Below are 22,434 nucleotides of genomic sequence, written 5' to 3' on the forward strand. Positions count from 1 at the left end.
CCCGCGCAACCACTCTCAGACCCACGCCTGGATGGCAGCTGCTGATGATCGAAACTGAGACAAGCCGAGCCAAAAGACTGAAGGCGGCGACGCAAGGCGTGCATCAGGGCCTGGACGAAGCCGTCATGGCCGCCCGCCCCTTCGAAAGTCGCGCGCGATATGCGGAGTTTCTGCGAATTCAGCAGATATTCCATCGCGACGTGGCGGCCCTCTATAAGAACGAGGCTCTGACGGCCCTGATCCCGGATCTGGCCGCGCGGCGAAGGTATGACGCGGTGATCGCAGACCTTGGCGACCTGGAGGCCGAACCCGGCGTCGAGTCTGACAGCCCCGTATTTGAGGATCAGATCGCCGACATTCCCACGGCGCTGGGCTGGCTGTATGTGGCGGAGGGATCGAACCTGGGCGCAGCGTTTTTGCTGAAGGCGGCGGCCGGCCTGGGCTTGTCAGAGGCGTTCGGCGCCCGGCATCTGGCCGCCTCTCCGGACGGTCGCGCCAACCACTGGCGCAGCTTCACCGCCGCCCTGGACGCGGCGGAGATGACGCAGGCTCAAGAGGATCGGGCAACGGCCGGCGCCACAGCCGCCTTCGCCCGCGTGCGCGCCCTGGTGGAGGCGCACCTCGGACCGGATCAGTCGGCGGCGGCCTGAACCCCGCCGACCGTCTCCGCCTTATTGCGGCGCGACCCGCCAGACGGTGTTCGACAGATCGTCGGCGATCAGCAGGATGCGACGTTGAGGGTCGAAGGTGACGCCGACCGGCCGTCCCCTCGCCTTGCCGTCCTTGATGAAGCCCGTGACGAAATCGACGGGCTGGCCCGCCGGACGACCGGCGTTGAACGGCACCCAGCTCACCTTATAGCCGGACAGGTCCTGGCGGTTCCAACTGCCGTGCTCGCCGATGAAGGCGCCCTGGCTGAAGGCGCCGCCGAAACCACCGTTGGTGGCGAAGCTCAGGCCAAGGGCCGCGACATGGGAGCCCAGGGCGTAGTCGGGCTTGACCGCCTCGGCCACCTTGTCCGGCCGCTGCGGATGGGCGCGCGGATCGACGTTCTGCCCCCAATAGCTGTAGGGCCAGCCGTAGAAGGCGCCGGGCCGCACCGAGGTCAAATAGTCGGGAGCCAGTTGCGGGCCCAATTCGTCGCGCTCATTGACCACGGCCCAGAGAGCGCTGGTGGTCGGCTCAATCGCCAGGGCCGTCGGATTGCGGATGCCGCTGGCGAGGATGCGGTGGGCGCCGGTCTGCCGGTCGATCGCCCAGACCACGGCGCGGTCCTGCTCCACCGCCATGCCGCGCTCGCCGACATTGCTGTTGGATCCGATGCCGACGTAAAGGGTCTGGCCGTCGGCGCTGGAGGTCAGTGACTTGGTCCAATGGTGGTTGATGGCCGAGGGAAGCTCGGTCAGGACCGCGCCGGGCGCTGTGATCCGCGTCTGTCCAGGCTGATAGGGAAAGCGCAGCAGGGCGCCCTGCTCGGCCACGTAGAGGGCGCCGTCCACGAAGGCCAGGCCGTAGGGCGCGTCCAGATTGTCGATGAAGGTCGTGCGGAGTTCGGCCTGTCCGTCTGCGTCGGCGTCGCGCAGCAGGGTGATCCGATCCCCGCCCTTCACGCTGCTCTTGCCCTTGGCCTTGATGAGGCCGGCGATGACGTCCTTGGGACGCAGCTTGGGCGCATGGCCGCCCGACCCTTCCGCCACCAGAATGTCCCCGTTCGGCAGAACAAGAATCTGGCGCGGAATCTTCAGGTCGGTCGCCAGGGGCGTGATGGCGAAGCCGGCGGGCACGGCGGGCCGGTCGCCGTTCCAGCCCACCGGCTCGGCGATCTTCATCGGTGGAACCAGGGTCTGGTTCTGGGCCGGTAGATCGGGATTGGGACCGGTCTGTCTGAGGTTGGGATCACTGCGGCTGCAAGCCGTCAGGGCCAGGAGCACGGCGGTCGCGCCGAGAAGGTGTCTGATCATCGTGCAATCCCCCGAACCGGCGCGGCGCTATAGGCGAACCACCCTGCGACAAGGACGAAGAGGGTGGACAGGACAGACAGGGTCAGGCCCAGGGTCCCGACCGAGCTCCATGCGTCCTGGCTGTGCTTGAAGGCGTTGATCAGGCCGCAAAGCCAAGCCAAGGCCAGGGCGACCACATAGATCAGGGTCGCCAGCCGCTGAGGGGTGCGCCAGGCCAGGACCAGCTGGACGATCGCCCACAGTCCTGCGACGCCGCCGAACACCAAGGCGCCGACGATCAGCCAGGCCGAAAAATTCGACCACTGCATCTCAGCGGTCCGCAGATAGGCGATGTCGCTGATCAGGGCCGAGGTGAACAGGGCGATCGGAAAACACAACAGTATGGCGTGGAGTGGATTGTGGGCGGGGCGCTCCGACCCTGTGGCGGCGATCATCGACCTTCAATCTCCTCGTCCAGCCTTCGTCTGTCCGAGCCCAATCCTCCGTCGAGGAATTTGGTTTCATCAGATCATCGAGGGAGCGCGGCCCTGGGCGGAAAGGCTGTCGCCGGCGCCATCATCTCCGCTACACAATCCGAGATTAAGCCGCGCTCGGTCCGCGACGCTTCGTCGCTGAAGACAGGGCCGTCTTCCCCGAACCTCGCGCCGCGCACTCGACAGCTCATCATCGAGACTTCATTGAAACCTATGTCTCAAGTCCAAGCGCCCAGCCGGGCCGCCGACGCCCTTCAGATCATCAAGGCCGCCATCGCCCAGGCGGCGGCCAACGGGCTCGACAGCCTGACGATGCGGGACCTCGCCCACGCCGTCGGCAAGAGCACGACGGTCATCGTCAACCTCTTCGGATCGAAGGCCGGGCTGATCCAGGCGGTGGGAGAAGAGGCGCTACGGCAGGACACGGCCTTTCACACCGCCTTCTTCGCCCCCGTCGTCGGCCTGCCGCCCAGCCGAGACGCTCTGCTGGCCTTGTTGCGGCACTATCTGCGCCTGCGCGCTTCCGAAAGCGCCGGTTTCGCGCGGATCTGGGAGGCGCTGTTGATCGACGGAGACGCCTGCGCCGAGCGTCGCGATCTCATTCGGCGCTGGACCGCGATGCGGGAAACGGCGTGGGCCGACTATCTGGCGGCTGATCCCCGGTTGGTCGACTTCGCCTCCATCATCGTGGCCTGGACCACGATGGAGCAGTTCTACGCCGGAGCCCTGGGCGAACGCGCAGACTATGAGGTGATCGCGTCCGAAGGTCTCGGCGGCCTCATCGATCGCGCCTTCGGCGAGACCGAAAGGCCGGCGGCGGCGACCCTATGGCACAGGGAAACCCTGATCATACCCCAGGCGCCGGCGGCCGGACTGGAACCGGACTCGATGAAGCTGAAGCTTCTGCATATCGCGGCGGATCAGATACTGGAGCGGGGTCTGGGGGCCCTGACCAACCGGTCCGTCAGCGCTGTGGCGGGGACCTCGACCTCAACCATCGCCTATCACTGGCCCGACATGCGCCGCTTCGTCCTGGACGCGGTCTGGCACAGCGTCTTCCGCGACATGCCGCTGTATCTGGCCGGTCAGCGTCCAGAAGGCGACCCGGCGTCGGCGGACCTGGAGCGTTGGGCGCGACTCATGGCGCCGACAGTCGCCATCGCGCCCCGGGCAGAGGGCTTCTACGTCCGATACGCCAGGCTGATCGCGGGCGTGTGCATGGAGGCGCGGCGCGACCCCGCGCTGCGTGACCTGGCCATGTTGCTGCGCGGTCCCGAAGGCGGAGGCACCTATTACAATCAGGCCGGCGTCTGGCCCGCCGACTTCGATCTCAATCGGCTGGCGGCGACGCGGTTCGCCCTCTGGATCAAGGCCGCCGCCCTGACCGCTCGAGCGAGCGGAGAGCCCCTCGATGAGGCGGCGCTCAAGGCGGCCGCAACCCGGCTGGTTGCGCGCCGCACGTGACAGAACACACGTTATCGTCGTGCGCACTCAGCCCTAACTGCGGCTGACAAGAACAGTTCTAACAAGCTTCATAAAAGCATTGCGCGCGCAATCTAATGCCGCATCGTTGTCGAACATCTGTTTTTCCACGCGACGATGCGGCCGGACTTCTCCCCAGGGTCAGGGCCCGCTTCGATCAGGAGGCGACCAAACGGCTGTTCGACGACCTTCAGCAACACATCGACACGCGAGGGTGGGGGCCCCGCGCGTCGCCCGATGGATGGTCAACATGCAACGTCTTCTTCTCGGCGCCTCGGTCGCCGTCCTCACGGCGGCGGCCCTGCCCGCCTCCGCCCAAACCCAAACCGCCTCTCAAACGGCTTCGGTCGATGACGTCATCGTCACGGCCCAGCGTCGCTCCGAATCGTCGCAGAAGGTCGCCTTGGCCCTGACCGTGGTGTCCGGCGAAACGCTGGACGACCGCAACATCCAGACCGTGAACGATCTGGAAAACACCGTGCCCAGCCTGGAGGTCGACAGCCAGCTGGGCGGCGGCCAGCCCCAGTTCCGCATCCGCGGCGTCGGCCTGACCGACTACGCCGCCAACAACACCTCGACCGTCGGCATCTATGTGGACGAAGTCGCCTATCCTTACGGCGTGATGACCCAAGGGCTGCTGTACGACATCGCCCGCATCGAGGTGCTGCGCGGCCCACAGGGCACGCTTTACGGCCGCAACACGACGGGCGGCGCGGTCAGCGTCATCACCAACGCCCCCACCGATCACGTCGCCGCAGGTCTGAACCTGAGCTACGGCAGCTATGACGCGGCCAAGATGGAAGCCTATGTCTCCGGCCCCGTCGTCGATACCCTGACCGCCCGCCTTTCGGTCGCGGCTGAATCGGGCGGGGCGTGGCAGTACAATCGCGACACCGGCGAGAGCCTGGGCGACAAGGACACCAAGGCCGCGCGCCTGCGCCTGACCTGGCGTCCCTCGGCCCAGACCGACGTCAATCTGAACCTGCACTACAGCCGCGACGAGTCCGACGGGCGGGGCCTGCGTCTGATCACCACCCCCTTCACCGCCGGCGGCGGGCGGGTCTATCCGATCGACACCGATCACCGCATCACCGGCTGGGGCATCTCGCCCTATTTCGCTCAGTTGATCGGCGCCTCGCCCAACGCCAAGCCCTTCCGGGACAATGAGGGCAAGGGCGTCAGCCTACGGCTGAACCAGGATCTGAACTGGGCGACCCTGACGGCCATCGCCAGCTACGAGACCTTCGACCGCAAGGAGTTCAACGACTGGGACGCCACGGCATCGAACGAGGCGGGCACCTTCTTCTTCAACGACATCGACACCTCGTCCCAAGAGGTCCGCCTGGCCTCGCCGGCCGGCGGTCGGGTCCAGTGGTTGGCCGGCGTTTATCACGCCAATGAATCCGTCGGCGGCGGCTTCTATTCCGACTTCTCCGAAGCCAAGAGCCTGGCCTTCTGGATGAGCACCACCTACGGCCAGAAGGTCGAGACCACCGGCGTATTCGGAAATCTGGACTATCGACTGAGCGACCGTCTGACCCTGGTCGGCGGCCTGCGCTATGAGGATGAAACCCGCGACCTGAACAACTTCAAGACCGAGGTTCTGGCCCCCACGCCGTCCGTCCGGGCCACCACCTCCAAGTCGCAAGAGATGGGCGAGTGGACCGGTAAACTGGGCGTCGAATACACGGTCAGCGACGACATCCTGGCCTACGCCAATGTTTCGCGCGGCGTGAAGTCGGGCGGTTTCACCACCTACAACAGCGGCCTGCCGGACCAGCTGGAGCCGTTCAAATTCGAAGAGCTGATCGCCTATGAGACCGGTCTGAAGTCCAGCTTCTTCCAGCGCAAGCTTCAGTTCAACGCCGCCGCCTTCTACTACGACTATCGCGATCAGCAGCTGCAGGGCATCCTCTACACCCGCACGGGCCGCGTGGGCCGCATGATCAACGTGCCCAAGTCCCACATCCAGGGCGCCGAGATCGAGGCCGTCTGGCGGCCCCTCCCCAACCTGACCATCACCCAGGCCCTGGCCTACAAGTACGGGGAGTATGACGAGTTCTTCTTCGTCAACAGCGCCGCGACGGAGGCGGCGCGCGACAAGGTGACGGGCGAGTACAACACCATCGTCTACAGCGACCGCGCCGGCGAACGTCTGCCCTTCCCCAAATGGGACTACAAGGGTTCGATCGCCTATGACTGGCGGATGGGCGACTGGGGCGTCGAGGCCCAGACCAACTACGCCTTCCGTGACGAGAAGTTCAGCACCTCGGCCAACTCGATCATCGACTCCTTCTGGCTGGTCAACGCCGGCCTGACGGTGCGGCCGATGGACGGGAACTACGCCCTGGGCGTCTATGTGAACAATCTGACGGACGACTATTCCGAGGAGTCGCGCAATCGCTTCATCTCGGCCTCGACCGGTTCGCCGAACCCGCCCCGCACCTGGGGCGTGCGCCTGAGCTATCGGTACTGACGCCTTGCGGGCTTCGGTCGGTCGGCCGAAGCCCGCCCTTCTTCGTTGGGAGAGACACGCCTTGCAATTCCCCTGGAAACGTCTGGGCGGGACCGCCGCCGCCCTCGCCGCCTTGACCGCCTTGACCGCCGGAGCCGTCAGGGCCGAACCGGCGCCGCAGCGGTTCACCATCGCCGTCATTCCCGACACTCAGAACTACGTCGATTTCACCCATCAGCGCGCGGAGGGCTTCGCCTTCGACGCCCGCGACCTGATGGATCAGCAGCTTCAATTCATCGCCGACAACGCCGTGTCGCGCGGCGGCGACATCGTCTTCGCGACCGCCGTGGGCGATGTCTGGCAGCACCCGATCATCGAAATTGACCCGGACCACGCGGCCCGGGGCTTCCGCCCTCGCCCTGCGCTGGCAGGCGCGGGCGTCGCGGCCTGGGCGGACGGCGTGCGGAATGTCGAAATCCCGGCCTCCGTCGCCGCCTACGACCGGATCGACGGCGTCCTGCCCTTCTCCGTCGTGTCGGGCAACCACGACTACGACGGCCAATGGTGGGACGAGCAGTGGCCCCAGGACCTGACGGCGCCGCCGGGCGACCTGCGTCGTCTGGGCATGATCCACATCGGCGGCCTGACCGCCTTCACCCAGGCCTTCGGCGCGACCTCGAAATATTTCAAGGACCGGCCCTGGTATGTGGCCTCTCATGACGACGGCGCCGACAGCGCCCAGGTCTTCGAGGCGGGCGGCTATCGCTTCCTGCATATCGGCCTGCAGATGGCGCCGTCCGACGCCAGCCTGAAATGGGCGGAGGCGGTCATCCACGCCCACGCCGGCCTGCCGACCCTGATCACCACCCACGACTTCATCGACAAGACCGGCCAGCGCCGCGCCCATCCGGTGGTCGATCTGAACGCCCTCGATCCCTTCGACAACAGCGCCCAGGGCGTGTGGGACAAGCTGATCAGCCGCAATCCGCAGATCTTCATGGTGCTGAGCGGCCATCATAACGGCCAGGCCTTCCGTACCGACCTGAATCGACAGGGCGGCGCCGTCTATCAGCTTCTGTCCGACTATCAGGACCGCAATCAGACGGCGCTCGACGCCGGGCTGGCGCCGGGCCGCGCGCCGGGGATCGGCGACGGCTGGCTGCGGCTGATGATCTTCGACATGGGCGGCGATGTCCCGACCGTGCGAGTCCGCACCTATTCGACCTATTATGGGGTCTATGCGTCCGACCAGGCCGAATACGCCCGTCGCTACAAGCCCAATGAACAGCCCCAGATGACCGACGAAGCCTTTGTCGCCGCCGACGACTTCGTCATCCGCCTGGAAGATTTCCGCACCCGCTTCGGCCCCGGCGCCGACGAGGCCGGGCGATGATCGGCCTGAACGATCCACTGTCGCGCCGCGCCCTGATCGGGGGGCTGGTCGCCGCGCCGGTCGTCCTCCAGTTCGGCCGGGCCCAGGCGGGCGCCGCCGATCTGTTCCCCCTGGGCGTCGCCAGCGGCGACCCTTGGCCGGACGGCTTCGTCCTGTGGACCCGCCTGGCCGCCGATCCCATAGCGCCGGACGGCATGGGCGGGCTGGGCGATCCGATGGAGGTTCTTTGGGAGGTCGCCGCCGACGAAGGTTTCAACCGCATCGTCGCTGCGGGCCGGACCACGGCCCAGCTCGCCGAGGCCCATTCGGTCCATGTCGAGGTCCAGGGCCTGCTTCCCGGCCGCCCCTATTGGTACCGTTTCACCGCCGCCGGTCAGCGCAGCCCCGTCGGCCTGGCGCGCACGGCGCCGGCGCCCTACGCCGAGGTGGATCGGCTGAAACTGGCCGTGGCCTCCTGTTCGAACTGGGAGGTCGGCTATTTCAGCGCCTATGGCTATATGGCCGACGAGGCGCCGGACCTGACCCTGTTCCTCGGCGACTATATCTACGAATACACCCGCACCGGCGCGCGAGCGGCCAATGTGGTGCGACACTACGGCTTTGAGGACGCCACCACCCTGGCCGGCTATCGCAACCGCTACGCCCTGCACCGCACCGATCCGGACCTTCAACGTCTTCACGCCGCCGCTCCCTGTCTGGTGACCTGGGACGACCATGAGGTGCTCAACAACTATTCCGGCGTCTGGCCCGACGAGGGCGGGCGGCCCGACGACTTCCTGCGCCGCCGCGCCGCCGGCTATCAGGCCTTCTATGAAGCCATGCCGATCCGCCGCACGCGGCTGGACCGCCGGCTTCAGATGCCCATTCACAAGCGCGTCCGCTACGGCCGTTTGGCCGAGTTCTTCATGCTGGACGGACGCCAGTATCGGTCGCGCGGCGCCTGCGTCGATGAAGGCGGGGCCAAGGGCCAGATCGTGCCCGACAGCCTGTGCCTGGACCGCACCGACCCGTCGCGCACCTTCCTGGGCTTCGACCAGGAACGCTGGCTGTACGACGGTCTCGGGGGCGGCGACGCGCGCTGGACCATCCTGGGCCAGGACCTGGTCATGGCCGGGCTCCGGTTCGAAAACCCCAATGGCGAGACCCGCTACTGGACCGACACCTGGGACGGCTTCCCCGCCGCTCGCGACCGCATGACCCAGGCCCTGCATCAGCTGAAGCCGCGCAATCCCGTGGTCCTGTCCGGCGACTATCACTCCTTCTGGACCAATGACGTCCTGCTGGACAGCCGCGACGAGACCTCGCCGGTGGTGGCGACCGAGTTTGTGGGCACCTCCATCACCTCCGGCGGCCCGCCCTATGAGGGGCTGATGGCGGCCATGCCGGCCAATCCGCACATCCGCTTCTTCGAAAGCCGCGTGCGCGGCTATATGGCGATGGACGTCACCCCGGAGCGGATGATCACCCGCTATCAGGCGATCAGCGACGTGCGCGATCCCAAGGCGTCGATCTCCACCCTGAATCGCTGGGTCGTCGAGGATGGCCGCCCCGGGGCCCAACCGGCCTGATCCCGTCCAGAGTTGATTTCATGATTCGAATCCTGTCCCTGCGCGGCCGCGCCGTCGCGGCGGCCCTGGCGCTCGCCCCGTTGATCGTGCTGGCCGGATGCGCCTCCAGCCCCTCTCCCGCCCCGACCTTCTGGACCGGCTTCCGCGATCACCCGAAGGGCTATCTGACCGCAGGCGCGGCCCCTGACGCCTCCCGTTTCCTGCCGCCCCCGCCGGAGGCCGGGTCGCTGCGCGATCAGGATGACGTCGACCGGTACCGCGCCACCCGCGCCTTGAAGGACACGCCCCGCTGGGATCAGGCCCGCGCCGACAATGAGATCGAGACGCCGACCGCGCCTCGGGTCTTTGACGAGGCGCTCGGCATTCGGTTCGAGCCCGCGCGCATGCCGACCCTGACCCGGCTCCTGGGCCGGATGCTGGGGGACCTTGAGATCGTCCAGACCCCCGCCAAACGCGGCTTCTTCCGCCCACGTCCCTTCGTCACGGAACCGGCCGAAACCTGTTTCCCGCCCGAACCCTGGCTGGCGAACAGCGGCTCCTATCCTTCCGGCCACGCCGCCCTGGGCTGGGCCTGGGCCCTGGTCCTGGCTGAAATGGCGCCGGACCGCGCCGACGCCGTCCTGGCCCGCGGCCTGGCCTATGGCGACAGCCGAATGATCTGCGGCGTCCACTACGCCAGCGACGTCGAGGCCGGCCGCCTGGTCGGCGCCGCCTTGGTCGCCGCCCTGAAGGCGAATCCCGCCTTCCAGGCCGACTTCAGCATAGCCCGCAACGAACTGGAGGCGGCGCGTCTAGAAGCGGCGCGTTGACGACTTCACGCAGGCGAACAGCTCCGGGGCGAGCTTCCGTTTCACTCATGCTTCCAAGGAGGTGGCGGAGACGGAGGGATTCGAACCCTCGGTACCCCTTACGGGGTACGACGATTTAGCAAACCGTTGCCTTCAGCCACTCGGCCACGTCTCCAGCGAAGGGCTCGATAGCGGAGCCTGATGCGTCGTGCAATCCGCTTCGCGCGAAACGACGATGTTAACGTCACATAGAGGGCCGAGCGTGCAGGGTGGCGGCTGTACGACGCCACGGATATCCATGCCTGACTGCGCCTCCTCTCTCGCCGCGACCGCCGCCGCGACGCCGCCGGGCGACGCGGGCGAGGCGCGCGCCCAGCGGGGTCCGTTCCGGCCCGAGGTCTGGCTGAACGCGCGCCGTCGCTCCAGCGTACGCCTGGCCGCACACTGGTTTCGCGCCCTCGACGTGACGGTCGCCGTCGGCCTGGCCGCGGTCGTTCTGTGGGCGCTGGAGTCGATTGATCTGCGCATCCTGCCGGTCGGCGCCGTCCTGCCCCTGGCCGTCGGAGTGACGACGGTTCTGGCCCTGCTGCGCGGCCTGGACCTGTATCGATTCGAGCCGGAGCGGTCGCCCCTGGTCCATCTGGCGGCGGTGCTCGCGGCCCTGGCGCTGGCGATGGCGGCCGCCGTGACTGTGGGCTGGGCGCTGCAAGGCGACGGCCTGGGTCCGGTCATCCCCTGGGGCCTGACGGCGGCGGCGGCCCTGACCGGTCTGCACGGTCTGTGGCTGATCCTGGTCGGGCGTTGGCGCCGCCAGGGCGCCCTGTCGCCCAACATCGTCATCGTGGGAGCCACCCGAAACGCCCAGGCCCTGATCGAACGCGCGCTGGAGCGGCGGGACCTGAACGTCCTGGGCGTGTTCGACGATCGGCTGGCGCGTTCGCCCAGCCGGCTGGCCGGAGTGCCCGTGCTGGGCCGGGCCGACGCCCTGCTGAGCCACCGCATGCTGCCCTATGTCGATCATATCGTATTGGCCATCGACCCTGAGGCCGGGCCGCGCGGGCGCGACTTGGCCCGTCGGCTGGAGACCCTGCCCACGCCCGTGGCCATCCTGGTCGATTCCGAAGCCGGCCGCGACGATGCGCTCAAGCGGCTGGCCGGTGGCCGCCTGGCGCCGCTCGGCAACACGCCCAGCGACGAGCGCCGGGCCTTCGTCAAACGGCTTCAGGATCTGGTGATCGGCGGCCTGGCCCTGATCGCCTCGGCACCTCTGATGATTCTGATCGCCCTGGCGGTGCGTCTGGACAGTCCTGGGCCGATCTTCTTCCGCCAGCGGCGACACGGCTTCAACCAGGAGGCCATCATAGTGTGGAAGTTCCGCTCGATGCGCCATGCCGCCGCCGACGCCACCGCAAGCCGCCAGGTGGCCGCCGACGACGACCGCGTCACCCGCGTCGGCCGCTTCATCCGCGCCACCAGCCTGGATGAGCTGCCCCAGATCTTCAATGTTCTGTCCGGCGAAATGTCTCTGGTCGGTCCCCGGCCCCACGCCATCGGCATGAAGACCGGCGAGACCGAATCCGCCCTTATGGTGGCCGAATACGCCCACCGTCACCGCATCAAGCCCGGCATCACCGGCTGGGCCGCCGTCAAAGGCTCGCGCGGCCCGGTCCACACCGAGGCCGAGGTGCGCCGCAGGGTCGAGCTGGACATCGACTATATCCAGCGCCAGTCCTTCTGGCTGGACCTGTGGATTCTCCTGGTCACCGTGCCCGTTCTTCTGGGCGACCGGGCCGCCGTCAGGTGAGCGAGAAACGTATGTTCTGGCGCGGCGTCTGGGGCTATCTGCCGGCCCAGATCGTTCAGGGCGTGGTCGGCTTCCTGACCATCGTCGTCTTCACCCGCCTGCTCAGCCCCGAGGATTTCGGCCGCTACGCCCTGGCCTTTTCGGTCACCAGCCTGGCCCATACCGTCAGCTTCAGCTGGCTGGAGGCGGCCATGGCCCGCTTCTGGGCGGCCGAGCGCACGCCGGGCGGCCTGGCGACCCATTTCGCCAGCCTGTACCGCACCTCCTTCGCCGTCATCGCCGTCTTCACGCCGGTCGCCGCCCTCGCCGTCTGGCTTCTGCCCCTAAGCCCGGCCTTCAAACTGGCCCTGGCCTTCGGCTTGGCCGGAGCGCCCATCCGCAACCTGGCCAAGCTGGCGCAGGAGCGGTATCGCGCGGCCGGCGAGGTGTCCAAGGCCGCCACGGTGGATATGGCCGTCGCCGTCCTGGGCTTTCTGGTCGGGGCCGGGTTCGCCCTGGCCGGCGCGGGCGCCGCCTCTCCCATGCTGGGGCTGATGATCGCCCCCCTCTTCGCCCTGCCCTTCATCCTGCCGGGCGAACTGCGCCAGTCGGCCGGCGGAACCGTGGATCGCGCGCGGCTGAAGGCCTACGCCGCCTACGGCTATCCCATCGCCGCGTCGCTGACCCTGGCCCTGCTCCTGGCCTCGACCGACCGGTTCCTGTTGGCGGCCTTCCTGGATGCGGCGGCGGTCGGCGCCTATCACGCCAGCTACAGCCTGGCGAACCGCACCCTGGATTTGATGTTCATCTGGCTGGGCGCGGCAGGCGCGCCGGCCATGGTCATGGCGCTGGAGCGCGGCGGCCGCGAGGCCCTGCGCCAGACGGCGCTGGAACAGGGTTCGACCCTGATCCTGATCGGACTGCCCGCCGCCGTCGGCCTGGCCCTGGTGGCCCGCCCCCTGGCCGAGCTGATGATCGGCCCCGAGCTGCGCGTCGCCGCGACCCTCGTCACGCCATGGATCGCGGCCTCGGCCTTTCTGTCCGGCCTGATCGCCTATTATTTCGGTTTCGGCTTCACCCTGGGCAAGAAGACCGGCCTGCTGCTGGTCACCATGGCCGTCCCCGCCGTCGCCAACATCGGGCTGAACCTGATCCTGATCCCTCGTCTCGGCGTGCTGGGCGCCGCCGTCGCCACGGCCCTCAGCTTCGCCATAGGCCTGGTCGCCTGTCTGCTGATCAGCCGCCGCGCCATCGCCCTGCCCATTCCGTGGGAGGCCCTGATCCGTTGCGGCCTGGCCTCGACCGGCATGGCCCTGGTGGTCTGGCGCCTTCCGCCTCTGGGCGGCTTCATCCAACTGATGCTGGACGCGGGCGTGGGCGGACTGGTCTATGCGGCCCTGGCGCTGACGCTCAACGCCGCCGGAGTGCGCGACGTGCTGAACCGACTGATCCAGGCCCGACGGAGCGCGACGGCATGAGCGGCTCCCGCGCCGATATCCACGACAACCCCGGCTGGGCCGCCGCCGGGCCCGAATTGTCGGTCCTGATCCCCTTCCTGGGCGACGATCCGGAGCCCCTGCTGCGCCAGCTGGATACGGAAGGCGCCGCCATCGCCGGCCGGGTCGAACTGATCCTGCTGGACGACGGCACGGGCGACCCTGGTTTGACTGCCCGGCTGAAGGCGACGCTGGACGCCCTGGCCCTGCCTGCCCGCCTCGTCGCCCTGTCCGCCAATGAAGGCCGGGCGCGCGGTCGCAATCGCCTGACCATCGCCGCCCGCGCTGGCTCGTGGCTGTTCCTCGACAGCGACATGAAGCCCGACAGCCCGCGCTTTCTCCAGACCTGGATCGAGCTGATCGCGCGCGACGATCCGGCCGTGGCCTTCGGCGGCTTTTCGCTGAAGCAGGCGCCGCGCGACCGTCGCTTCGCCGTCCACCGCGCCCTGTCCGGCGCCAGCGAGTGCGTTCGCGCCGCCCAGCGCGCCAGGACGCCCGAGAAATACGTCTACACCTCCAATCTTTTGGTGCGTCGCGACGTCTTCGCCGTCGAATCCTTTGACCCCGGCTTCACCGGCTGGGGGTGGGAGGACGTCGAATGGGCCATGCGGGTCGCCCGCCGGTTCCAGGTGGTCCACATCGACAATCCCGCCACCCATATGGGCCTGGACACGGTGCCGGACCTGGCGCGCAAGTTCGACCAGGGCGCCGGCAACTTCGCCCGCGTCGTCGCCCTGCACCCCGAGATCGTCCAGACCTACCCCAGCTACAAGGCCGCCCGCGCCCTGAAGCGCCTGCCGTCCCTGCCCCTGATCCGTCGCCTAGCTAGGGGTGCCGCCCTGTCGCCCCTGTTGCCGACCCGCACCCGCGCCTTCGCCCTTCGCCTGTACCGCGCGGCCGTCTATGCGGACACGATCTGATGCGGAATGTCGCCGTCGTCATTCCCACCCTGCGTCGGCCGGTCATGCTGGAGCGGGCCCTGCGCTCGGTCTTTGCTCAGGTCGGGTCGCTGGACCGGATCGCCGCCGTGGTCGTCGCCGACAATGACCCCGACGGTTCGGCCGCCGCCCTGATAGACCGCCTGCGGGCCGAGGCGCCGGTTTCCCTGACCTACGCCCACGCCCCCGTCCCCGGCGTCGCCACCGCCCGCAATGTCGGCCTGGCCGCCACGGACGCCCCCTTGATCGCCTTCCTGGATGACGACGAGGCCGCCTCCCCCGGCTGGCTGGCCGCCCTGTTGCAGGCCCAGGCCCAGACCGGCGCCGACGTCCTGTTCGGCCCGATCCGGGGCCGCGTGCCTGAGGGCACGGGCTGGACCACCGCCTATCTGGAGCGGTTCTTTGGCCGCGACGGCTCGACCCAGACCGGCCTGACCGACCAGATCCACGGCTGCGGCAACAGTCTGATGGTCCGCGCTACGGCTCTGCCCGGCGACGCTCCTTTCGACACGGCCATGAACGAGACCGGAGGCGAGGACGACCGCCTCTTCACCGCCCTGCAGGCGCGCGGCGGCCGGTTCGGCTGGGCCGCCGACGCCTGGGTGGACGAGTTCGCGCCCCCCGACCGCGCCACCCTGAACTACGCCCTGCTGCGCGCCTTCGCCTATGGCCAGAGCCCCAGCCAGATGGCCGCCGCCCGCCGCGACTGGCCTGGCGTCTCCCGCTGGATGCTGATCGGCGCCGCCCAGGCCGCCGTCTGGGGACTTGCGTCCCTGACCCTCGCCCTGCTCCGCCGCCCCGCCCGCGCCGAAACCTTGGACCGCATGGCGCGCGGCTTGGGCAAGGTCTTCTGGACAAAGGGGTTCGAGCCGAAGCTCTACGGCGCGGCCATGCTTCGCAAAGCCGCTTAACCCGCCAGCCGGGACAGGAATTTGGGCGGCTTATAGGTCGAACGGTTCATGACCACCCCGGCGATACGACCGCCGACAGCCTCGATCTCGTCGCGCAGGATGACCGGGGCGCTCGCGCTCGCCCCGCCGGCCGCGACCACCAGAACCGTCATGTCGACGAAGGGCGCCAGAATGATCGCCATGTCGTTGCGGTCCGCCGCCGGGCTGTCGATGACGATGGTGTCGGCGTGCGGCCTCAGGGCGTCCCAGTAGCGCGGCTCTCCCACCGCCTCGACGCGGTGTCCCGAGCGCAGGGCCTCCATGTGAAACCGCGTCGTCCACAGCCGTCCGCCCAGGCAGGGCCGCGCGGTCAGCAGGCGCGCCGGCGGAACCGGCTTGCCGTCTCGCCCCGTCGGCGCCGGCGTGACCGCGAAGAAGCTGGAGCCATCGGGCGAGGCCTGGGCCGGCTTGCCCAGCTGCCCGAACCGGTCCGGTTCGGCGGCGATGGCTTCAAGCTGCCCTTGCTGCGCCAGATCGCCGTCCACCAACCAGACCGGCTTTCGCGCCCGCACGGCGGCCAGCCGGGCGTATTCGCGCGTGACCGTCGAGACGCCTTCGCCGGTCGTGGCGGCGGCGAACTGGATCACCCGGGCGCGATGCGCCGGGGCCGGCCCCAGCGCCGCCCACAGACCGGCCATTTCGGACGTCAGATCGACCATCGAATCGCTACGCGCGCTCCACCACGCGCCACAGTATCATGGCCGCCCGCCCAAGCCCCACCGACCTAGTGCGCCTTGGCGGGGGCGACCGCCAGGACCGGCACGTCCAGAGTACGGCGCACCGAGTCGGGCGTCGAAAATCCCCGCCGCGTGAAAATCCTCAGCAGGCCGATGCACAGGGCGGTGAAGGCGGCGAACAGGAAGACGGCGGCCAGGGCCGGCGCCTTCAGGCTCTTGCCCGTCGCCGGCGGCTGGGCCCGCTCGATGACGGTGACGTTGTCGGCGCCGGCCGCCACCAGGGCGTTGTCCGCTCGGCTCTGGCTTTCGCGCTGCTGGAACTCGCGGATATTGGCGGTCAGGACCTCGCGATTGCCCGCCAGGGTCGCATTCTCGGACTCCAGAGCCGTCAGCCGCGCCTGCCGCGACCGGATGTCCGAGAGCTGCCGATCCAGCGCCGCCAACCGGGCCGCCAGGGCGTCACGGTCGGCCTGGGTGTTGATTCGGGTCGTCTCCAGCTCGGTCCAGACCGGGTTGGGTCCGGTACGAACCTCCTTAGGCCCGACCGCCGTCCCGCTGGCGACATAGGCTTGCAGCTGGGCGATCCGCGCCTCGATGTCCTTCACCGGCTGGGCGTCGGGTTGATAGCGCGACAGCAGCTGCTGACGTTCTGTGCGCAGTTGCAGCACCTGATCCTGGGCCGAGATATTCAGATCCTGCTGCAGGGCGACCTCGGCCGGCGTATTGGCCTGCTGCGCCACCAAGGTGCTCAGCCTCTGGCTGGTCTGGTTCAACTGGCTCTGCGTCGCCATCCGGTCGGCGAAGGTAGTCTGATAGGTCGCGGCCAAGGTGGCCTTTGCGGCGGCGAAGTCGCCGATGTCGTTCGACGTCAGAAACTGCTCATAGGCCCGGTCCGCAGCGTTCAAATCCTCTTCAAACGCAAGGCGCTGGCTGGCGATGGCCGGGGTCTTGTCCTGAAAGACTTCGCGACGATAGGCCAGATACTGATCGATCACGCTGTTCAGGATGCGAGCCGCCTGCTGAGGATCATCCGCCTTGTAGCTGACGCGGATGACCGCGCTGCCCGGCGCCGTCGCGACGTGCAGGCTGGAGCCCAGCACCTTGCTGGCCGCCGCCTTCGACTTTTCCGGCGCGCCCTTGGGCGCCCTGCCCAAAATGACCTGGGGGCCCAAGCCGTCGATGACGCGCTGGCGCACCTGGCCCGAACTGAGGATGGCCGCTTCGGAGTTCGCCACCTCGTCGCCCTGCGGCGCCTGCCCCCGTTCGGCCGTGCCCACGCGGGGTTGATAGACATATTCCTGGCCGACGCCTGCGAAGACGGCGCCCTGGGCCGTATAGGTCTTCTTCAAGGTGAAGACGGCGGCGGCTCCCAAGGCGAAGATCAGCAGGAAGACGACGACCATCAAGAGCAGTTCGCGGAACAGCAGTCCGACGACGTCCAGCACGCCGTAGCGCGGTCGGGTCGTGACATAGGCCGTCGAACGCATGGCGAGCGAATCCAGGAAACTCTTGATCGACGCCACCTTTCGCTGACCGGCGTTAACCATCGGTTACCCATAAGGGGCGAGGCTGTGATCCATCCTCTTTCCCGGCGGACCAACCGATTCCATGACGTCAGATCGCCGACTGTTCCTGCTGGCCCTCGGATCGGCCGCCGCCACCCTGGCGGCATGCGGCGGCGGGGCTGCGGGCCGAATGCCCCGCCCCAGCGACCGCGCGCAAAGGATCCAGCCTTCCAGCCGCGGGGATTTTCCCAACATCCCCTTCGCCGACTGGACCGACGAAGAGCCGGAATATCTGCTTTATCCCGGCGATGAGATCGAGGTGGCCCTGCCCACCGCCGCCGAACTGACGCGAACGCTGAAGGTCGGACCGGACGGCCGTGTCGCCCTGCCCCTGATCGGCCAGGTCATGGCGGCGGATCGGAGCCTCTCTGAGTTGGAACAGGCGGTGTCTGCGGCCTATGGGTCGCAACTGCTGCGCCCGACGGTGGAGGTGACCCTGCGCCAGGCCGGACCCATCCGGGTCTGGGTGGACGGCGAGGTCCGCACGCCGGGCGTGATCGAAATGGTCGGTGACCTGGACGCACACCAGGCCGTCATTCAGGCAGGCGGACTGCTGCCCACAGGCAAGGCGGAACGGGCGGCCCTGATCCGGCGCGGCCCGGGCGGCGCGCGCATGATGCGGGTGATCGATCTGCGTCCCCGGCGGGGCGAGGTCGTTGCTTTGCGGCGGGGCGACATCATCTTCGTGCCGCGTTCGACCCTGGGCGAACTCGCCGCCTTCTTCACCCAGGTGCGCGCCGCCATGCCGATCGGCTTCAGCTATTCGATCAACGGCTCGAACGGCGCGGGTTACGCCAGCTTCTGAGGCGTAACCGTCTCTGCGGTCAGGCGACCAGACGCACCACGCCGGTGTCGATGTAACGGCGCGCCGCCTTCTGGGCCTCGGCGATTTCTTCGCGGTCCATCTCTTGGCTCATCTCGCGGCGATAGACGCGCGCTTCGATCGAACCCTTCATGGCCGCAAGGTTGAAGATCATATGGGCCGAGACCCGGTCCATCGGACAACCGCCCGATCCGGCCGAATACATCATGCCCAGTTTGAACAGCTCATCGCCCGACATGTCGGCGGTCGGCAGGGGCAGTTCATCCGTCTGCGCGCCGGCCGCCAGGTCGTGCGCCATTTCTTGCGCTTGCATCACCACATCTCCTGAACGAACGCCCTTCTGGGTCCGTCTCTGATGACGCATCAAATACCGCTGGTTTGAAGTTAAAGTTAACGCCGAAAGCCCGCGCAGGACTTTTCAGTAAAGCGAGAATGAATACTCCAGATCCGATTCATAAATACGAAATCGTTCGGAAACCTGTCGTTTACGCGGTGCGCGCCCGCTGGCCGAAGAGGATGGCCCGCGCCGCTTCGGCCGCTTTTCCTGACCCGCCGGCGTTTCCGCGCCGGTCTTCCAGAAGCGCTCGGCCCGCCCTGACAGCCGGCCGGGCGCCGACCCGCTCAAGCCACGCCGCCAGACGGGGGAACTCGGCCAGATCCTGACCTTGCAGACTGGGCAGTATCCAGGGCCAGGCGGCCATGTCGGCGATGGAATAGTCTCCGGCCAGATAGTCTCGATCCCGCAGGCGGCGATCCATGACGCCATAGAGACGATGGGTCTCGTTCGTATAGCGCCGGACGCCGTAGGCGATCTGACGCTGATCCTTGATCATGGCCGGAGCATACTGGCGGAAATGATGGGTCTGTCCGGCCATCGGCCCGAGGCCGCCGACCTGCCAGAACAGCCATTGATCGACCTCTACCCGCGCCCGCGCGTCGGTCGGATAGAAGAGCCCCGACTTGTTTCCCAGGTACTGGAGGATGGCGCCGGATTCGAAGATCGAGATCGGCGCGCCGCCGGGTCCGTCCGGATCGACGATGGCCGGCATCCGACCGTTGGGGCTGATCGCCTGGAAGGCCGGCTCGAACTGTTCGCCGACGCCGATGTTCACAGGCCTGACCTCATAGGCCAGGCCCATCTCCTCAAGCGCGATGGAGACCTTCCACCCATTGGGGGTGGGCCAGTACCAGAGCTGGATCGGCGCGTTCATTAGACGATCTCCATTGAGCCTTGCGGACATCTGGGTCGGCAGCCTCGCCTGCGCAACGTCCGCTCGATTAATCCTGACACGGTCATTCAGGAGGCGTTCAGACGCAAAGCCGGACTTTGACGTCATTAACGGGTGCTTTCGTCCTCTCGGCGGAAGGCCCAGATTGGAGCACGCTGATGAAACGCCTTACCAAGGCCGCCGTCGTCGCCCTCGCCCTCTCCGCTACCGCCGTTCCGATGATGGCCCAGGCGCAGAGCCGCGACGACCGGCGCGAATATCGCCAGGACCGCCGGGACGACCGCCGCGACTATCGCAACGAACGCCGCGACGATCGACGTGACTGGCGTCAGGGCGAATACCGGGATCGCCAGGAATACCGCCACGATCGCCGCGATGACCGCCGCGATTATCGCGTCGAACGCCGGGATGATCGTCGCGACTGGCGTAACGACCGCTGGGACCGCAACAATCGCGACTGGTGGCGGGGTCGGTCCGAGTTCCGCGGCTACAACGGGCCTCGGTCGGGCTACTGGTACGCCCCCAGCTACGGCTACTACCGCGTCGAGCCGCGCTACTACGGCTATCGGTGGCGGACCGGCGCCTATCTGCCGTCCCGGTATCGGACCTACTATGTCCGCGACCCCTATTTCTACGGCCTGCGTCCGGCGCCGCACGGCTATCGCTACGTCCATGCCGGCAGCGACATTCTGCTGGTCGCCGTCGCGACGGGTCTGATCGCCAGCGTCCTTTCGAACGTCTATTGATCCGACCCGGGGCTGAAGCGCGGTTCGAATGAAGAAGGCCCGGAGAGCGATCTCCGGGCCTTTTTTCAGAGGTTCCGTCAGACGGGGCGGAGGCGGAGGTCAAAGCCCCAGCTTGGCCTTCAGTATGTCGTTGACGGCGGCCGGATTGGCCTTGCCGCCCGTGGCCTTCATGACCTGGCCGACGAACCAGCCGAGAGCCTGAGGCTTTTCGGCGACGGCGGCGGCCTTGTCCGGATTGGCGGCGATGATCTCGTCGACCGCCTTCTCGATGGCGCCGGTGTCGGTCACCTGCTTCAGGCCGTGCTTCTCCACCACCTCGGCCGGCGAGCCTTCGCCGTTCCAGACGTGGTCGAACACCTCCTTGGCGATCTTGGAGGAGATGACGTTGGTCTCGATCAGTTCGACCAGCTGGGCCACATGGGCGGCCGGCAGCGGGTTCTCGCTGAAGTCCTTGCCGTCGGCGGCCAGACGCGCCGACACCTCGTTCGTCACCCAGTTGGCGACCAGCTTGGCGTCGCGACCCTTCGCGGCGGCCTCGAAATAGTCGGCCTTGGCCTGTTCCGAGATCAGCACGATGGCGTCGTACTGGGACAGGCCGTACTGGCTCATCAGACGTTTGCGCTTGTCGTCCGGCAGTTCGGGCAGGGACGCCTTGATCTCGGCGATCCAGGCCTCTTCCAGGTCCAGCGGCAGCAGATCGGGGTCGGGGAAATAGCGGTAGTCCTGCGCCTCTTCCTTGGAGCGCATCGACCGCGTCTCGCCCTTCACCGGATCGAACAGGCGGGTTTCCTGGATGATCGAACCGCCGTCCTCGAGGATCTCGATCTGGCGGCGCGCCTCGTACTGGATGGCCTGGGAGATGAAGCGGAACGAGTTGACGTTCTTGATCTCGCAGCGCGTGCCCAGGAAGCTGAAATCGCCCGTTGCTTTGAACTTCTCATAGTTGCCGGCGCGGCAGACCGAGACGTTCACGTCGGCGCGGAGGTTGCCCTTCTCCATGTCGCCGTCGCAGGTGCCCAGATAGACCAGAATGGTCCGGATCTTTTTGACATAGGCGACCGCCTCTTCCGGCGTGCGCAGGTCGGGGCGCGAGACGATCTCCATCAGGGCCGTGCCGGCCCGGTTCAGGTCGACATAGCTCTCGGTCGGCGACAGGTCGTGGATCAGCTTGCCCGCATCCTGCTCCAGGTGCAGCCGCTCGATGCCGACGTTGAAGAAGCTGCCGTCCTCGGCCTCCACCTCGACCACGCCCTCACCCACGATGGGGTAATAGAGCTGGCTGATCTGATAGCCCGTCGGCAGGTCGGGGTAGAAGTAGTTCTTGCGGTCGAACTGGCTGCGCTTGTTGATCTGCGCACGCAGCCCCAGACCGGTCTTCACCGCCTGTTCGACGCAGTGCTTATTCAGGGTCGGCAGCATGCCGGGGAAGCCGGCGTCCACCAGCGAGACCTGTTCGTTCGGCCCCGCGCCGAAGCCGACGGCGGCGCCGGAGAAGAGCTTGGCCTTGGAGGCCACCTGGGCGTGGATCTCCAGCCCCATGACGATTTCCCAATCGCCGGTGCGGCCCTTGATGGTTTTCGGGTTCGGAACAGTGTCGGTCATGAGGTCGTCCTAGCGCCCTCGGCGGCGGCGAGAAAGAGGCTGTCTTGAGGGTGTCGCGAAATCGCGCTCAACTTCGGTCGCCTCAATGGAGAATCCCATGTCCAAGACCCTGTTCGCCGCCGCAGCGGCCTCCCTGCTGCTGGTCGGCGCCGCCTCGGCCCAGACCGCCCCGGCTCCGGCTCCGGCCCCGGCCCCGGCCCAAGACCATGCTCATGCCGAGCATCACGCCCATCCGACCATCGACAGCCCGATCGAGGCCCTGGTGAACGATCCGGCGACCAAGGCCGTGCTGGAGAAGCACCTGCCCGGCATGGACAAGCATCCCGCCTATGGCCAGTTCAAGGGCATGACCCTGCGCCAGCTGGCCCCCTACTCCCAGGGCGCCATCACCGACGAGAAGATCGCGGCCATCGACGCCGACCTGAAGGCGCTGCCGGCGGCTTGATCTTCCCCTCTCCCGGAGGGAGAGGGAGGGGCCCGCGCCGCAGGCGTGGGAGGGTGAGGG

General features: G+C 67.7%; 20 protein-coding genes and 1 tRNA gene. 13 read left to right on the forward strand and 8 right to left on the reverse strand.

Translation table 11 applies throughout. The features are described from left to right. The first annotated feature begins 44 nt into the window (after positions 1–44). A complete protein-coding gene (locus JMT67_RS04635) occupies positions 45–650 on the forward strand; it encodes a biliverdin-producing heme oxygenase (protein ID WP_182713484.1) in 606 nt (201 codons plus the stop codon). A gap of 21 nt (positions 651–671) precedes the next feature. Here JMT67_RS04635 and JMT67_RS04640 read toward each other — a convergent pair whose 3' ends face one another. Then, positions 672–1,961 carry a PQQ-dependent sugar dehydrogenase gene (locus JMT67_RS04640; RefSeq protein WP_182713485.1) on the reverse strand — a complete coding sequence of 430 codons (1,290 nt, stop codon included), beginning with the start codon at positions 1,959–1,961 and terminating at the stop codon, positions 672–674. Continuing rightward, a complete protein-coding gene (locus JMT67_RS04645; RefSeq protein WP_183217041.1) occupies positions 1,958–2,395 on the reverse strand; it encodes a DUF2231 domain-containing protein in 438 nt (145 codons plus the stop codon). Before JMT67_RS04645 ends, JMT67_RS04640 begins: the two co-directional genes overlap by 4 nt. A gap of 252 nt (positions 2,396–2,647) precedes the next feature. Here JMT67_RS04645 and JMT67_RS04650 point away from each other — a divergent pair, with 252 nt between their 5' ends. The 5 genes from JMT67_RS04650 to JMT67_RS04670 all read left to right on the forward strand — a co-directional run bounded on the left by JMT67_RS04650 (position 2,648) and on the right by JMT67_RS04670 (position 10,141). Further along, the gene (locus JMT67_RS04650; RefSeq protein WP_201462804.1) at positions 2,648–3,898 is read left to right on the forward strand and encodes a TetR/AcrR family transcriptional regulator; all 1,251 of its coding nucleotides are present in this window, start codon (positions 2,648–2,650) and stop codon (positions 3,896–3,898) included. A gap of 268 nt (positions 3,899–4,166) precedes the next feature. Then, the gene (locus JMT67_RS04655; protein ID WP_201462805.1) at positions 4,167–6,392 is read left to right on the forward strand and encodes a TonB-dependent receptor; all 2,226 of its coding nucleotides are present in this window, start codon (positions 4,167–4,169) and stop codon (positions 6,390–6,392) included. A 61-nt stretch (positions 6,393–6,453) separates the two neighbouring features. Continuing rightward, positions 6,454–7,764, forward strand: a complete 1,311-nt coding sequence (locus tag JMT67_RS04660) for a metallophosphoesterase family protein (protein WP_233455797.1) — start codon at positions 6,454–6,456, stop codon at positions 7,762–7,764. After that, positions 7,761–9,332: an alkaline phosphatase D family protein gene (locus tag JMT67_RS04665; protein ID WP_201462806.1), complete on the forward strand. Its 1,572-nt coding sequence runs from the start codon at positions 7,761–7,763 to the stop codon at positions 9,330–9,332. The genes JMT67_RS04660 and JMT67_RS04665 overlap by 4 nt, the downstream gene beginning before the upstream one ends. A gap of 20 nt (positions 9,333–9,352) precedes the next feature. After that, positions 9,353–10,141, forward strand: coding sequence for an acid phosphatase (locus JMT67_RS04670; protein ID WP_201462807.1), 789 nt, complete (start codon positions 9,353–9,355; stop codon positions 10,139–10,141). Positions 10,142–10,203: 62 nt separating this feature from the next. Here the strand turns inward: JMT67_RS04670 and JMT67_RS04675 are convergent. Then, a tRNA-Ser gene (locus JMT67_RS04675) sits at positions 10,204–10,295 on the reverse strand. Positions 10,296–10,418: 123 nt separating this feature from the next. Between JMT67_RS04675 and JMT67_RS04680 the strand changes: the two genes are divergently transcribed. From JMT67_RS04680 to JMT67_RS04695, 4 genes are read left to right on the forward strand one after another with little or no spacing between them, the layout of a single operon-like run. Then, complete coding sequence (locus JMT67_RS04680) at positions 10,419–11,924, forward strand: exopolysaccharide biosynthesis polyprenyl glycosylphosphotransferase (protein ID WP_201462808.1); 1,506 nt, start codon at positions 10,419–10,421, stop codon at positions 11,922–11,924. Positions 11,925–11,935: 11 nt separating this feature from the next. Further along, complete coding sequence (locus tag JMT67_RS04685; protein ID WP_201463974.1) at positions 11,936–13,381, forward strand: lipopolysaccharide biosynthesis protein; 1,446 nt, start codon at positions 11,936–11,938, stop codon at positions 13,379–13,381. Continuing rightward, entirely contained in the window at positions 13,378–14,319 is a 942-nt protein-coding gene (locus JMT67_RS04690; RefSeq protein ID WP_201462809.1) for a glycosyltransferase family 2 protein, read from the forward strand. Before JMT67_RS04685 ends, JMT67_RS04690 begins: the two co-directional genes overlap by 4 nt. Continuing rightward, complete coding sequence (locus JMT67_RS04695) at positions 14,319–15,248, forward strand: glycosyltransferase family 2 protein (RefSeq protein WP_201462810.1); 930 nt, start codon at positions 14,319–14,321, stop codon at positions 15,246–15,248. Before JMT67_RS04690 ends, JMT67_RS04695 begins: the two co-directional genes overlap by 1 nt. Here JMT67_RS04695 and JMT67_RS04700 read toward each other — a convergent pair. Continuing rightward, positions 15,245–15,946, reverse strand: coding sequence for a P-loop NTPase family protein (locus JMT67_RS04700; protein ID WP_191559029.1), 702 nt, complete (start codon positions 15,944–15,946; stop codon positions 15,245–15,247). The genes JMT67_RS04695 and JMT67_RS04700 overlap by 4 nt on opposite strands. A 65-nt stretch (positions 15,947–16,011) precedes the next feature. Then, positions 16,012–17,451 (reverse strand): GumC family protein, encoded by a 1,440-nt coding sequence (locus JMT67_RS04705; RefSeq protein WP_201462811.1) that lies wholly within the window; start codon positions 17,449–17,451, stop codon positions 16,012–16,014. A gap of 121 nt (positions 17,452–17,572) precedes the next feature. Between JMT67_RS04705 and JMT67_RS04710 the strand changes: the two genes are divergently transcribed. Then, positions 17,573–18,334 carry a polysaccharide biosynthesis/export family protein gene (locus JMT67_RS04710; protein ID WP_201462812.1) on the forward strand — a complete coding sequence of 254 codons (762 nt, stop codon included), beginning with the start codon at positions 17,573–17,575 and terminating at the stop codon, positions 18,332–18,334. A 19-nt stretch (positions 18,335–18,353) separates the two neighbouring features. Here the strand turns inward: JMT67_RS04710 and JMT67_RS04715 are convergent, their stop codons facing one another. Both JMT67_RS04715 and JMT67_RS04720 read right to left on the reverse strand, forming a co-directional pair. Continuing rightward, positions 18,354–18,665, reverse strand: coding sequence for a sel1 repeat family protein (locus JMT67_RS04715; RefSeq protein WP_152950594.1), 312 nt, complete (start codon positions 18,663–18,665; stop codon positions 18,354–18,356). Positions 18,666–18,837: 172 nt separating this feature from the next. Beyond that, positions 18,838–19,563 carry a glutathione S-transferase N-terminal domain-containing protein gene (locus JMT67_RS04720; RefSeq protein ID WP_201462813.1) on the reverse strand — a complete coding sequence of 242 codons (726 nt, stop codon included), beginning with the start codon at positions 19,561–19,563 and terminating at the stop codon, positions 18,838–18,840. A 176-nt stretch (positions 19,564–19,739) separates the two neighbouring features. On the opposite strand from JMT67_RS04720, the gene JMT67_RS04725 reads away from it, so the two are divergent. Then, positions 19,740–20,327, forward strand: coding sequence for an RcnB family protein (locus tag JMT67_RS04725; protein ID WP_201462814.1), 588 nt, complete (start codon positions 19,740–19,742; stop codon positions 20,325–20,327). Between the two features lie 99 nt (positions 20,328–20,426). Here JMT67_RS04725 and gatB read toward each other — a convergent pair whose 3' ends face one another. Continuing rightward, positions 20,427–21,929 carry an Asp-tRNA(Asn)/Glu-tRNA(Gln) amidotransferase subunit GatB gene (gatB, locus tag JMT67_RS04730; RefSeq protein WP_201462815.1) on the reverse strand — a complete coding sequence of 501 codons (1,503 nt, stop codon included), beginning with the start codon at positions 21,927–21,929 and terminating at the stop codon, positions 20,427–20,429. A gap of 97 nt (positions 21,930–22,026) precedes the next feature. On the opposite strand from gatB, the gene JMT67_RS04735 reads away from it, so the two are divergent. Further along, positions 22,027–22,374 carry a hypothetical protein gene (locus JMT67_RS04735; protein ID WP_233455798.1) on the forward strand — a complete coding sequence of 116 codons (348 nt, stop codon included), beginning with the start codon at positions 22,027–22,029 and terminating at the stop codon, positions 22,372–22,374. Positions 22,375–22,434: the final 60 nt, after the last annotated feature.

The organism is Brevundimonas aurantiaca (assembly GCF_904830995.1).
Taxonomy (GTDB): Bacteria; Pseudomonadota; Alphaproteobacteria; order Caulobacterales; family Caulobacteraceae; genus Brevundimonas; species Brevundimonas aurantiaca.

Coding starts and splice junctions, on each gene's coding strand:
- JMT67_RS04655 (WP_201462805.1), top strand. CDS start 4,167: ATGCAACGTCTTCTTCTCGGCGCCTCGGTCGCCGTCCTCACGGCGGCG.
- JMT67_RS04690 (WP_201462809.1), top strand. CDS start 13,378: ATGAGCGGCTCCCGCGCCGATATCCACGACAACCCCGGCTGGGCCGCC.
- JMT67_RS04700 (WP_191559029.1), bottom strand. CDS start 15,946: ATGGTCGATCTGACGTCCGAAATGGCCGGTCTGTGGGCGGCGCTGGGG.
- JMT67_RS04705 (WP_201462811.1), bottom strand. CDS start 17,451: ATGCGTTCGACGGCCTATGTCACGACCCGACCGCGCTACGGCGTGCTG.
- JMT67_RS04645 (WP_183217041.1), bottom strand. CDS start 2,395: ATGATCGCCGCCACAGGGTCGGAGCGCCCCGCCCACAATCCACTCCAC.
- JMT67_RS04735 (WP_233455798.1), top strand. CDS start 22,027: ATGTCCAAGACCCTGTTCGCCGCCGCAGCGGCCTCCCTGCTGCTGGTC.
- JMT67_RS04695 (WP_201462810.1), top strand. CDS start 14,319: ATGCGGAATGTCGCCGTCGTCATTCCCACCCTGCGTCGGCCGGTCATG.
- JMT67_RS04650 (WP_201462804.1), top strand. CDS start 2,648: ATGTCTCAAGTCCAAGCGCCCAGCCGGGCCGCCGACGCCCTTCAGATC.
- JMT67_RS04670 (WP_201462807.1), top strand. CDS start 9,353: ATGATTCGAATCCTGTCCCTGCGCGGCCGCGCCGTCGCGGCGGCCCTG.
- JMT67_RS04640 (WP_182713485.1), bottom strand. CDS start 1,961: ATGATCAGACACCTTCTCGGCGCGACCGCCGTGCTCCTGGCCCTGACG.
- JMT67_RS04680 (WP_201462808.1), top strand. CDS start 10,419: ATGCCTGACTGCGCCTCCTCTCTCGCCGCGACCGCCGCCGCGACGCCG.
- JMT67_RS04725 (WP_201462814.1), top strand. CDS start 19,740: ATGAAACGCCTTACCAAGGCCGCCGTCGTCGCCCTCGCCCTCTCCGCT.
- JMT67_RS04715 (WP_152950594.1), bottom strand. CDS start 18,665: ATGCAAGCGCAAGAAATGGCGCACGACCTGGCGGCCGGCGCGCAGACG.
- JMT67_RS04635 (WP_182713484.1), top strand. CDS start 45: ATGATCGAAACTGAGACAAGCCGAGCCAAAAGACTGAAGGCGGCGACG.
- JMT67_RS04685 (WP_201463974.1), top strand. CDS start 11,936: ATGTTCTGGCGCGGCGTCTGGGGCTATCTGCCGGCCCAGATCGTTCAG.
- JMT67_RS04720 (WP_201462813.1), bottom strand. CDS start 19,563: ATGAACGCGCCGATCCAGCTCTGGTACTGGCCCACCCCCAATGGGTGG.
- JMT67_RS04710 (WP_201462812.1), top strand. CDS start 17,573: ATGACGTCAGATCGCCGACTGTTCCTGCTGGCCCTCGGATCGGCCGCC.
- gatB (WP_201462815.1), bottom strand. CDS start 21,929: ATGACCGACACTGTTCCGAACCCGAAAACCATCAAGGGCCGCACCGGC.
- JMT67_RS04665 (WP_201462806.1), top strand. CDS start 7,761: ATGATCGGCCTGAACGATCCACTGTCGCGCCGCGCCCTGATCGGGGGG.